We start from the raw sequence: 12348 nt of genomic DNA, 5'->3' as shown, positions 1-12348 counted from the left end.
TGGAGTGCAGGCGGCGACTTCTGCGGGAACAGCACGAGCGGAAGCACCCGGACTGAGCGAAGCGAGGGAGAAGGCTGGAGCCGTGCCCGCGAAAAGCGCCCGCCGGAACGGAATCAACGGCTACGAGGATAAGTGGACTTTTTCAGTGCCCTCTACAAAAACCCACTCTTTTTTATAGAATGGGGTTTACACTTTTTGTACAAACTCTTTATTAGCAGTAACATATCCGTATTTAGTTTTAAGGCGGTATGCTGATCCGTACTTAACAAAATAAAAGAAATGTATCAATTTCAAAGTGACCGAAACTACGCTACATCTAACTTTACTTTGCACAACGCAGCTGGTCACCCCTTAAGACGTGCTACCTTAAATATAGCTATTAAATCCATATGTAAACGTGCTAATATTAACAAAGATACAAACACGTATATGTTACGTCATACACACGTTAGTTTGCTTGCTGAAGCTGATGTACCGCTCCTAGAGATTGCAGAGCGTGTTGGACATAAAAATGACAAGACGACAGTCGCTGTCTATTTACATGTGACTAAAAATATGAAAAAAAGAACTTCTGAAAAATTACATGAAAAACTAACTCAAATTTTAGAAAATAACTGATTAAAGGATAAATGTGACTTTTATGTGCTTTTTACTGAATGAAAAAGTTGACAAATCCCTTTGAAACATTGATATATACGAGTTTATAGATTTCCCTTGACCTTATAGTAACCATAAGGTTTATGGTGTATTGAGCACTATTTTAAAGAATTGGAGTATTATATTTATGAAAAATAATCGCACTACTTTATTTATCCTGCTTGGTAACTTGTTTATCGCCTTTTTAGGAATTGGCCTAATCATCCCTATTTTACCAACAATTATGAATGAGTTTGGTGTTAGTGGCACGGTAGTTGGTTACTTAACCGCTGCTTTTGCATTATCACAACTCATCGTATCGCCTTTTGCAGGCAAGGCCGCAGACAAATTTGGACGTAAAATAATGATCGTCCTTGGCTTGATCATCTTTGCATTTTCCGAGCTATTATTCGGTTTAGCTTCCTCTATCGAAATGCTCTTTGTATCCCGGATTTTAGGTGGTGTCGCTGGAGCGTTTATTATGCCAGCTGTTACAGCCTTTATCGCTGATATTACAACAACTGATTCTCGTCCGAAAGCACTCGGTTTCATGTCGGCAGCTATAAATATTGGCTTCATCATCGGACCTGGTATTGGTGGATTTCTTGCTGAATTTGGCACGCGTGTCCCATTCTTTGCAGCAGCCGCACTTGGTTCAGTAGCTGCTTTACTCTCTATCATCCTATTAAAAGAACCGAAGAGACAACAGTCGGTGGCAGATGCCGAAATAACGCCGAAAAAAAAATCGTTTATGGGCAAGCTAATGGCCCCCATTTTCTTACTGCCATTCATCTTGATCTTCATGTCATCATTTGGTCTCGCTGCACTCGAATCCTTCTTTAGTCTTTTCGTCGACCATAAATTCAATTTCACGCCAAAAGATGTTGCCATCGCTATTACTGGTGGTGCAATCATCGGTGCGATATTCCAATTATTATTATTTGATCGCATGGTTCGCAAAATAGGAGAAATCAATATTATTCGCTATAGTTTGATTTATTCCGTTGTCTTCGTAATTGCTATTGTATTGGCCCCATCTTATTGGACAGTCATGCTCGTTTGTTTTGTTGTCTTTATTGGTTTTGACTTGATTAGACCTGCTTTAACAACTTATTTATCAAAAATCGCAGGAGATGAACAAGGTTTTGTTGGAGGTATGAACTCAATGTTTACTTCCTTAGCCAACATATTAGGTCCTATACTGGGTGGCATGTTATTTGATGTTAATATTAGTTTACCGTATTACTTTGCAGCTATCCTATTATTCATTGGATTCATTTTATCGCTATTTTGGAAAAAGCAGAAAACAACGAAAATACATGCTTCTTAATGAGCCAATTCAGTGAGTGAAAGAAAAGAGAACGACTCTTTCAGAAACAGTATGAACTATAAATTGAACAACCCGTATGATTGTCTATACAATCATACGGGTTTTATCTGTTTAAAATGCTGTAATCTCGTTTCTATTTTATCCAGCACACTAACAACAAAGTACTGATACTACTTATATTTGAATCAAATTATGGTTAATGATATTTTCTACAATCTCCACCTTCTACTGTGGGTTAACTGAAATCCAATGTCACTTCACCTGTTATGACCATTTCACCGTGCTGATTATACGTATGAATAGCATATATCTGAGGATCAATCATTTGTTCTAACTCCACACGTAGGCGATCATTTGTTAACACCATCGCTTTAAACCGAACATCATATGTAGTAATTGTATAAGGTGGTGCTATTTTTTCTTCTAATGCTTTTACCATCAAGCCCATAATGAGCATGCCATGTGCAATCGTCGATGGCAACCCATTTTCTATAGCATATACCTTGTCCAAGTGAATTGGATTATTATCTGTTGATACGGTAGCGTAGTCATCAATTAATTGCTGTGTAATCGTGCCTAACGATACATTATGAATCATTTTTCAAATTCCTTTCCATATACATTTTAGATAAGATTAATACCGACTCCATTTCGTAAATGATGTCACCATGTACATCAAAACCTCTATAAAGTAAGGTTGCTAAGCCAATTTGTCCTTTTTTTCCTTCCTTCAACTCAAAACTATTCACGCAATATTGACAATCGACTTTATCATCTATTGCTAGTTTTTTATAGTAATGAATACGCTGTGAACCATGAATTAAACCTGGTAATGGTAATGGTAAACCGGCGATTGTACCGTAATCAAATACGATAGGGAGTGTTGGACTAATTGTATGTGTTTGTAAATTTAATACTCCATTTAGCTTTTCTACTAGCGTTGCCTGAATAGTATGCCGCTGTGGTTTACTCCATTGTTTCAAGTACTTTTTCAACATTTGTATTTCCCTCCAGTTTAACAACATCACATGAAACCTGATGCGCATTGCTTACCATTCGCATACGTGGACTAATCTTTTTACAATTGTCAACGGCAATCGGACAACGTGTATGAAAAGCACAGCCACTCGGTGGATGAATAGGACTTGGTAAATCACCTTTCAGTAACACCCGCTCTCGGTCTCTTACAAGAGGGTTTGCTATTGGTACTGCAGCAAGTAATGCTTTAGTATAAGGATGTGTTGGATTTGCAAACAACTCCGCAGTTGGAGCGATTTCAACTATTTTACCTAAATACATGACGGCAATTTTATCACTAACATACTTTACAGCTTGAATGCCATGTGCAATAAATACATAAGAAACACGAAATTCCATTTGTAAGTCCTTTAGCAGATTTAATATTTGCGCTTGAATGGAGACATCTAACGCTGATACTGGTTCATCGCAAACGATTATTTTGGGATTCACAATCAATGCTCTCGCGATACCAATTCTTTGACGTTGTCCACCAGAAAAATCAATGGGATAACGATCTTGATGCGCTTGACTTAAACCAACTTTTTCAATCATTTTTGATACTTTTTCAAAAGCGACCTTTTTATTTTCTCCTGAAATGAGAAGTGGCTCAGCAATAATATCTTTTATCTTCATACGTGGGTTTAACGAAGAATACGGATCTTGAAAAATCATTTGTATCGCCTGTTTCGTTATTTTTTTTGTACTTTTTTCAAAATTATATTTTTCATCACAGTATGAAATTTCACCATTTGATACTTTATCTAAATTCACAATCATCCTACCTGTAGTCGTTTTGCCACAGCCAGACTCCCCTACTAATCCGAGTGTTTCACCTTCATTTAATGTAAAAGAAATACCATCAACAGCCTTTACAACTGCTGTTGTTTTACCAAATAACGGTTGGTCGATAGGAATATGCCTTTTAACATTTTTTAAACGTAATAATGATTCCATCCCGTCACCTACTTGTCTATTGGATTCCAACAGGCTACTTCCGTTTCATCATCAAATTGTCTAATTTTTGGTTCATATAGACGACATTCTTCCATAGCGTACTTGCATCTTGTATGAAAAGCACAATTATTTTCGAGTTCATGAAAATTAGGGACAGCACCGGGGATTGCTTCTAATTGAATAGTTGGATCACTTTCAACAGTTGGAATACAAGATAGTAATCCTTCCGTATAAGGATGTTTGGGATTTGCAAACAGCTTAAATACCGTGGCCTTTTCTACAATTTTCCCACAATACATGACCAGTACACGATCAGCAACTTCAGCAACTACACCTAAATCATGCGTTATGAAAATGATTGATAAATGACGTTCTTTTTGTATTTTTTTTAATAAAGACAAAATTTGTGCTTGTATTGTAACATCCAGTGCTGTTGTTGGTTCATCAGCTATCAGTATGTCGGGATTACAAGCTAAAGCCATCGCAATCATTATTCTCTGTCGCATCCCTCCAGATAATTCATGAGGAAAAGCCATCATCCTCTCTTGTGGATTTGGAATTCCTACTTGCTCTAATAATGCTAAAACACGTTTTGTAGCGGCTGCTTTTGATAGATTTTCATGTATATAAAGTACCTCAGCAATTTGTTTTCCTATTTTTTTCACAGGATTTAAAGAAAACATAGGATCTTGAAAAATCATCGCAATTCTGTTTCCTCTAATCGTCCTTATATATCGTGGGCTTTCTATTAATAAGTTCCGATAATCATAAATAACTTTGCTATTTACACTATACGTAATAGCTGCTGAATTTAACGCTATAATTGATAATGCTGTAAGGCTTTTTCCAGAACCTGATTCTCCTACAATCGCTAATATTTCTCCTTTCATCACTTCAAAGTTTATATTATTTACAGGGTAAATTATTCCTTGCTCTGTTTGAATAGCTGTTTGAAGATTTTGAACTTCCAACACTTTATTCATTATCTATCACCTGCTTTTTATTTTTGGATCCAATGCAATTCGTAATCCATCACCTAGAAAATTACCCGCCAAAACAGTAAGCATAATCGCTATTCCTGGATAAAAAATAAATATACGATTGACTTCAATCATACTGTACGCATGACGTAACATATTCCCCCAACTAATTTGCGGATCCTGTGCACCTAGACCTAAAAAACTTAGTGATGCTTCCACAATAATGGCAAAACTCAAATTAAAAGAAGCTTGCACGATAATAACTGGTGCAATATTTGGCATAATATGCTTCCTCATTATCCAAATAAAATGCGCATTAGAAATTTTTGCTGATTCTACATATGGTTCCCTTCGAATTAGTAACGTCTGTCCTCTGGCTAATCGAGCAAATTGTGGGGTGAATACGATTCCTATCGCAATCATCGCATTCCATAAACTAACACCCAGTGCTGCCGTAATACCTAATGCCAGTAATATTGCAGGAATCGCTAGAATTGCTTCTACGATTCTCATTAATATTTCATCCACCGCACCCCCAGTATAACCAGCTAGAATACCTAACGGAACACCAATGAATAGAGGAATTAAAATAGAGATTATGCCCGCTTGTAATGCCGCACTAGAACCCGCTACTAGGCGACTGACAATATCTCGTCCTAACTCATCCGTCCCTAACCAATGTGTAGCGGATGGGGCGCTAAGTATATGGTCAAAATCAGATGTATTTGGGGCAAAAGGTAGTAATCCATTCCCAAATAAAGCACAAAATAAAATGAATAGTAAATAAATAGCACTTATAACAGCTATTTTTTCACCCATGAATCGACGAAAAACTAGATTGAATCTCATCAGCGCGCCTCCTATTTCAATTCAATTCTAGGATCCAAAATAGAATACAATAGATCAATGATAAAATTAATAAGAATGGCAAAGAAAATCATTACTAATACAACCCCTTGCAACATGATAAAATCACGTTGCAATATAGAATTAACAGCTAATTGTCCAATGCCTGGAATCGCAAAAATCGTTTCAACAACAACCGTTGCTCCAAGCATATTACCAAATAAGAGTCCGATTGAAGTAATCACAGGTAACATACCATTTTGAACCGCATGCGAGCTAATGACAGTCATTTTTCTCAACCCCTTAGAATAAGCTGTTCGAATATAGTCCGACTCCATCACTTCAATCAAAGAAGAACGTAGTTGCCTCGTGATTTGAGCCACTCCCGCAGAACTTAATGATACCGCTGGTAAAGTTGCACTCTTTAAAAAGCCCAGTGGACTGTCAAAAAAAGATGTAAAACCTGTCGCTGGAAATAATGTAAACGTGAAAGTAAAGACCATCACTAAAATTAAAGCCAACCAAAAATTGGGAATTGCGGTTCCTAGAGTGCTTATAAAACGTGCAATATAATCAATTAGTGTATTGTGATAAAAAATTGAAATAACCGCTAAAAACATACCAGCAACAGTCGCAATAAAAACAGCATACAACACAAGTTGAATCGTAATACCTAGGCGTCCGAATACCGCTTCACTTACTTCTTGACCCGTGAAAATTGATTTTCTTAAATCCCCTTGTAGTGCATTCGAAATCCATTCAAAGTATTGAATATAGATAGGACGATCCAAGCCCAATTCAGCGTTTAATAATGCAATGGTTTCATCTGTTGCATTATCTCCAAGTATGGTGAGAGCTGGGTCACCAGGGATTAATAAGATAAATGAAAAGACGATAAATGTGGTGATAATAATCATGGGGATAGCATATAATAATCTTCTTACTACTAGCTTGAACATGTTAAGCCTCCCTCATCACAAATTTCGGTCATTTAAAACCCAGTTGAGAAAATAAAACCTTGCCATATATATTTGCTTCATAACCGACTACCTTTTTATTATAGGCAACCATGGCTGGTGGAAAAATAATTGGTATGATAATCGCTTCTTCAAAATAAGCTTTTTTTTGTATCTTCTCGTACACTAATTTCCTCTTATTTTTATTATTTGTAGACGCACCTTCGTTTATTAATTGTTCAATTTCATCTGTGGAATTACCGCCAGTGTTGAAAAAACTATCCCTTGAAAATAGAGAAAACATCGCCATCTGAGCATCTGTTCTACCAGTCCATTCAGCTACTAGTACTTCCCCCCTCTTCTCACCAAAAAAGTAATTCACAGCTGCTACCGTTTCCATTCCTTCTAGTTTTACTTTAAAGCCCACCATCTCCAATTGTGTACGTAATAGCTCAGCCAATCTAGTTTCATAGGACTTTGAATAATAAGTGAAGGTCATCTGTAAATCTGTTACTCCTGATTTTTTTATATGTTCTTTTGCTTTTTGAGGATTATACGGGATTTCAAAATCATCTATATATGCCCAATGTTTCTCTGAGAATACTTGATGTCCCGCTTTTCCCCGTCCAAAATTCAATGCTTGTACTAACTGATCACGGTTTATTGCATATTGCATCGCCAGACGAATATCTTTATTTTTCATAATACCTAAATCTGCATTAATAAATAACACTTTAAAACTCGATGCCACATCACCAACTATATTAAAATTGTTATTTTTTTCAAAAGACGCGATATTTGTCGGGCTAATACCGATGATAAAATCAAGTTCGCCTGAACGTAGAGCATTCATACGCACATTTTCATCAGCCATCACTTTAATAATTAATTTTTCGACTTTTGCTTCTTTTTCAGACCAATATGTATGATTCTTCGTATAGATAATTTCAGCATTTGGTTCCCGTGACTCAAATTTAAATGGCCCAGTCCCCACTGGATTTTCCGATAGATTATGATTTTTATTAGCGATAGCTTTCGGAGACACCATCATACCTCCTCGGTCAGATAATGCCATCAAAATCGAACTATCTGGTTTTTTCAATTGAAGTTCTACAAGAAAGTCACTCATCACATGAACAAGTTTAATATTCTGTAAATCCCTAATAATTGATTCTTTACTATTCATCCGCTCTATATTAATTTTTACAGCAGTCGCATTAAAAGACGTCCCATCATGAAACTTTACATTTTCCTCTAATTTCAATCGTATTGTCTTGTTATTAATTAATTGCCATTCCCTTACTAGTCCGGGCAAAGGATCAAGCTTATCATCAAACCGGATTAATGTATCATAAATCGGCCACTGAATAACATGATCTCCACCGGAACCACTCAAAGTAGGATCGAAATTAGTAACATCTAACTCATAGCCCACCTTCATAACCTCATTCGTTTTTGATTTTTTCACCCCATTATTTTTATTCATACAAGCTACACATATACATAACAACACGGCTACTAAAAAGATAATGATCGAGTCGTTTCTTTTCATTTGTATACCTGCCTCATTTATTTTTCATCTTTAAAGCCAAGTTTTGAAAATAGTACTTTCCCTGTAATATTTGGCTCATATCCAATGACATTTTTATGAAAAGCAACTGAGATGGTGGGTGCCATTATCGGTATAAAAATGGCTTCTTTTAAGAAACCTTGCTCATAAATTGCTTTATAAATTTCTTTGCGCTTTTTTTCGTCAAATGTTTTTGAGCCTCTTTCAATTAATGCTTCTAATCGATCAGAAGCACTGGCTCCTGTATTGAAAAAACTATCTCTTGAAAACAATGATTTTATTGGCATTTGGACATCCGTTCTACCCGTCCACTCAGATAAGAAAATGGGTGCATTCTTCTCTTTGAAAAATCCATTTACTGCTGAGATTGTTTCCATACCATTGAGTTTGACAGTAAAACCAGCTGTCTCTAGTTGTGTTTTAAGTACTTCAGCTAAGCGTGTTTCAAAAGCTCTCGTATAATGATTAATTTCCAGTTTTGGTGCTAAAATACCTGATTGAACGATTAGTTCTTTTGATTTTTCAACATTAAACGAAATTGTAAAATCATCTATATATGCCCAATGACTAGATGGAACGACTTGAGATGCCGGCTCACCTTGCCCAAAATTCACTACTTTTACAAGTTGTTGTCGGTCTATTGCATACAGTATTGCGAGGCGAATATCCTTGTTTTTGACAATATCAAAACTATTATTAATATAGAGCATCTTGAAGTTCAGCGTAGTATCGCCTTCTACTTTCAAATTGTTATTTTTCTTCATCGCATGAATATTTGAGGGTGCTACACCACTCATAAAATCGATTTCACCAGAACGCAACGCATTCATTCGTGCGTTTTCATCCGCCATCACTTTAATGATTAATTGCTCTACCTTGGCCTTATCCGCCCCCCAATATTCTTTGTTTTTTTCATAAACAACTTCTGCATTTGGTACTCTTGATTTAAATTTAAAAGGCCCTGTTCCAACTGGGTTTTCTGATAATCCCTTTTCTTTATTGTTGAAAACTTTAGGTGATGTCATCATGCCACCTCTATCCGCTAAAGCCATCAAGATCGAAACATCTGGAACTTTCAAGAGAAAATCTACCGTGTATTCATCAACAGCTACTACTTGATCAATTGTACGAATATCATGGTTTAGTGAATCTTTACTATTCATCCGTTCTATATTTTCTTTCACTACTTGGGCATTAAATGGCGTCCCATCATGAAATACTACATTTTCTTCTAATTTCATTGTAATTTTCTTTTCATTAACGATTTCCCATGATTTTGCTAAACCAGGCTTAGGATTTAAATTAGCATCAAAGTTGATTAAGGATTCATAAATAGGCCATTGAATGACATGATCTCCGCCAGAGGTACTTAAAATGGGGTCAAAACTACTCGTATCCACTTCATAAGCAACCGTCATCGTTGATTTTACTTTTTCAATCTTAGTGGTATCTCCACTATTTGAACAAGCAGATAACAATGCAAATACTATACATAAGACAGTAAATCGTATATTTTTCTTCATATTCACACCTCATTCACTTTTCTATCTACTTTTTTATACATCTGTATAATTGGGCAATCTTTTTTCGACAAATGATTGCATACCTTCCATCATATCAGTCGAATGAAATAAGTTTGATACAATCACATTTTGACTATTAAAACGCTCTTGTAATGTTTGCCCAATATTTTCATTCAACACACGTTTTGTTAAACCGATAGCAAAAAATGAATTTTCAGTTAATAGAATAATTAAATCATCTACCGCTTGTTCTAATTGCTCTAAGGGTACCATTTTATAAATAAGATTTAATCTATGTAATTCAGCCATATCAAAAGTAGTACCTAAAAATAGAATTTCCGTTACTTTTTGATAAGGGAGTAAGGTTGATAAAAGTGCCGTTCCTGAAACTAAACCCCGTTTGACAAACACTAATCCGACCTTCGTTTTTTCTTCCGCAATAATAAAATCACAAGCAAGTAATATGTCAAGACCTGCTCCAAGAGCAAAACCATGTGCTTTTGCAATGACGGGTTTGTTTAAAGATCGAATTGCTTTTACGACACGTAAATATCCTTTTTCAGCTGCATTTTGTGCATTTCCCGGCGTTGGCTCTTTTTCTGAATCCATCCCCTTTAAATCATCCCCTGCACAAAAAGCACGCCCAGATCCAGATAATACGACAATTCTTATATGTTCATCACGTTTACATATATCAAAGGCATCTACTAATTGTTGAATGAATTCATAGGTCATCGTATTCATTGCTTTCGGTCGATTTAAAGTTAAATAACGTACATGATTCACATCTTTAATTTCGATAAACAAATTAACTCCTCCTTTTTAGGTTACTTCGATAAAAATTGTGATTTCTCGCCTTGACCATCGCTACGTGTTGGATCTCTCCAACTCCCCTCCCTTCAGATGTGAAATAAAAAAAGCGCAACTGTCCACTTCGACAGGCGCTTTTCATCCGTTCTATTGTAGTTTTACCTACAAGGCGCACTGCATTTCGTCCAGAAATCACCCTGTCAGGAAGCTTGCTACCCATAAATAAAGTATTCACAAATATAAGATTGAATATTCTGAATTTTATAACTATTATCATCATACACAATGATGACCATTTTTGCACCATAAAAAGTATCATGATTTTTTATCATTAAAAATCTAAACGAGTAAATTTGATGAAGAATACTTACTACTCTTCATCAAACTACTAATTAATACTTAGATCTTCAAGTTAACTTATGTAACTCATGATCAATTCTAATTTTTTTCACGCGTCAGTACAACAATTACGATCAGCATACTGGAGATGACAAGGCCGACAATTGACAAAACGGCATAGCTTGAATAATTGACCACGACACCCGATAAGATACCTGCTGAAGCGCCTGAAATAGCGATAAAAACATCAATGCGACTTTGTATTTTAGGTCGCATTGCAACATCGGTACCATCAACGACGGCTGTCGTACCACTTATAAGGCCGAAATTCCAGCCTATGCCAAGTAAGATTAACCCAATAGTTAATGCGAGTAATGACTCACCTGAAGCAAATAATGTCACGATTGCTGAAATGACTAAAACGCCCCCTCCTACAATGCCCATATAGGTCGTGCCGATTTTTTCAACGAGCCTGCCCGTCAGTAAGGACGGTAAATACATTGCAGCAATATGAAAGCCAATGACCAGTCCAATAGCTCCCACTGCCTGTCCATGATGCTGCATATGTAGTGGCGTCATCGTCATGATCGATACCATGACAATCTGGGTTGCAATCATGATAACAGCGCCAATAACAACTCTTTTTTTATTCCAGTTTACGCGTATTTCGCCCATCGATTTCGCCGCTTGTTGCAAATCTATTTTTTGAGCGATTAAAAACGGGTCGGGTCTTAGAAACAAAAACAATACGAACCCAGCAGATAAAAAAGCGGCGGCGGCAACGATAAATATTCCCGCTAACTCTGGTATGCCGATTGCTTTTGCTACAAAACTCATGGGTGTCACAAGGTTAGGACCCACCACAGCTCCTAGTGTCGTCGATACCATGGCAATACTCACCGCTGTTGCCCGTTTATTTGGTAGAGCTAAATCCGTCGCAGCATAACGTGCTTGTAAATTAGTAGATGTGCCAAAACCATAAACAATCAACGCTAAAAATAATAAGGGTATACTGTCAATAACAGTTGATAAAATAATGAGTAATGCTCCGATTCCACCTAGAAAAAAGCCACTAGATAAACCTAATCGCCTACCTCGCTGTTGCGTTATTTTTCCGACTACCAAAGCTCCGATTGCTGACCCTGCCGTAAATAATGCTACAGGAACACCTGCATAACGATCTGTACCAAGCATTTGTGCTGCGATTAATGTTCCGACTGTAATACCTGCTGCTAACCCTGCTCCTCCAAGCATTTGAGACATAATTACAATGCGCATAATCTTTTTATTTATTGCCTGAATTTCTGGGGAGTGTATTGTAGCATCTTTGCTTATATTCATCTTCGTTCCTCCTACTCTGTCCAGTCATTTTACAGTAACAGAG

At 36.6% G+C, this 12348-nt stretch carries 12 protein-coding genes; 2 read left to right on the top strand and 10 right to left on the bottom strand.

Annotated elements, in window-relative coordinates; genetic code table 11:
- The first annotated feature begins 279 nt into the window (after positions 1 to 279).
- Both DEX24_RS08870 and norA read left to right on the top strand, forming a co-directional pair.
- Positions 280 to 618, top strand: a complete 339-nt coding sequence (locus DEX24_RS08870; RefSeq protein ID WP_109306069.1) for a tyrosine-type recombinase/integrase — start codon at positions 280 to 282, stop codon at positions 616 to 618.
- Between the two features lie 166 nt (positions 619 to 784).
- A complete protein-coding gene (gene norA, locus DEX24_RS08865; RefSeq protein WP_109306068.1) occupies positions 785 to 1966 on the top strand; it encodes a multidrug efflux MFS transporter NorA in 1182 nt (393 codons plus the stop codon).
- Positions 1967 to 2201: 235 nt separating this feature from the next.
- Here norA and DEX24_RS08860 read toward each other — a convergent pair whose 3' ends face one another.
- From DEX24_RS08860 to DEX24_RS08810, 10 genes are all read right to left on the bottom strand, one after another.
- On the bottom strand, positions 2202 to 2564 hold the full coding sequence (locus tag DEX24_RS08860; RefSeq protein WP_109306067.1) for a MaoC family dehydratase: 363 nt from the start codon (positions 2562 to 2564) through the stop codon (positions 2202 to 2204).
- A complete protein-coding gene (locus DEX24_RS08855) occupies positions 2554 to 2964 on the bottom strand; it encodes an FAS1-like dehydratase domain-containing protein (RefSeq protein WP_170112896.1) in 411 nt (136 codons plus the stop codon). Before DEX24_RS08855 ends, DEX24_RS08860 begins: the two co-directional genes overlap by 11 nt.
- The gene (locus tag DEX24_RS08850) at positions 2933 to 3970 is read right to left on the bottom strand and encodes an ABC transporter ATP-binding protein (RefSeq protein WP_346214933.1); all 1038 of its coding nucleotides are present in this window, start codon (positions 3968 to 3970) and stop codon (positions 2933 to 2935) included. Before DEX24_RS08850 ends, DEX24_RS08855 begins: the two co-directional genes overlap by 32 nt.
- Positions 3949 to 4923, bottom strand: a complete 975-nt coding sequence (locus DEX24_RS08845) for an ABC transporter ATP-binding protein (RefSeq protein WP_109306064.1) — start codon at positions 4921 to 4923, stop codon at positions 3949 to 3951. Before DEX24_RS08845 ends, DEX24_RS08850 begins: the two co-directional genes overlap by 22 nt.
- A gap of 6 nt (positions 4924 to 4929) precedes the next feature.
- Positions 4930 to 5769, bottom strand: coding sequence for an ABC transporter permease (locus tag DEX24_RS08840; RefSeq protein ID WP_109306063.1), 840 nt, complete (start codon positions 5767 to 5769; stop codon positions 4930 to 4932).
- Between the two features lie 11 nt (positions 5770 to 5780).
- Positions 5781 to 6725, bottom strand: coding sequence for an ABC transporter permease (locus DEX24_RS08835; protein ID WP_109306062.1), 945 nt, complete (start codon positions 6723 to 6725; stop codon positions 5781 to 5783).
- A gap of 28 nt (positions 6726 to 6753) precedes the next feature.
- Entirely contained in the window at positions 6754 to 8208 is a 1455-nt protein-coding gene (locus tag DEX24_RS08830) for an ABC transporter substrate-binding protein (RefSeq protein ID WP_170112895.1), read from the bottom strand.
- 83 nt (positions 8209 to 8291) lie between these two features.
- Positions 8292 to 9815, bottom strand: coding sequence for an ABC transporter substrate-binding protein (locus DEX24_RS08825; RefSeq protein ID WP_109306060.1), 1524 nt, complete (start codon positions 9813 to 9815; stop codon positions 8292 to 8294).
- Positions 9816 to 9848: 33 nt separating this feature from the next.
- The gene (locus DEX24_RS08820; RefSeq protein ID WP_109306059.1) at positions 9849 to 10622 is read right to left on the bottom strand and encodes an enoyl-CoA hydratase/isomerase family protein; all 774 of its coding nucleotides are present in this window, start codon (positions 10620 to 10622) and stop codon (positions 9849 to 9851) included.
- Positions 10623 to 11063: 441 nt separating this feature from the next.
- On the bottom strand, positions 11064 to 12305 hold the full coding sequence (locus tag DEX24_RS08810; protein ID WP_109306057.1) for an MFS transporter: 1242 nt from the start codon (positions 12303 to 12305) through the stop codon (positions 11064 to 11066).
- Positions 12306 to 12348 lie beyond the last annotated feature (43 nt).

This window comes from Kurthia sibirica, assembly GCF_003143975.1.
Taxonomy (GTDB): domain Bacteria; phylum Bacillota; class Bacilli; order Bacillales_A; family Planococcaceae; genus Kurthia; species Kurthia sibirica.
Note: the sequence above shows the minus strand (reverse complement) of the source record. Positions and strands in the feature narration are given on the sequence as shown.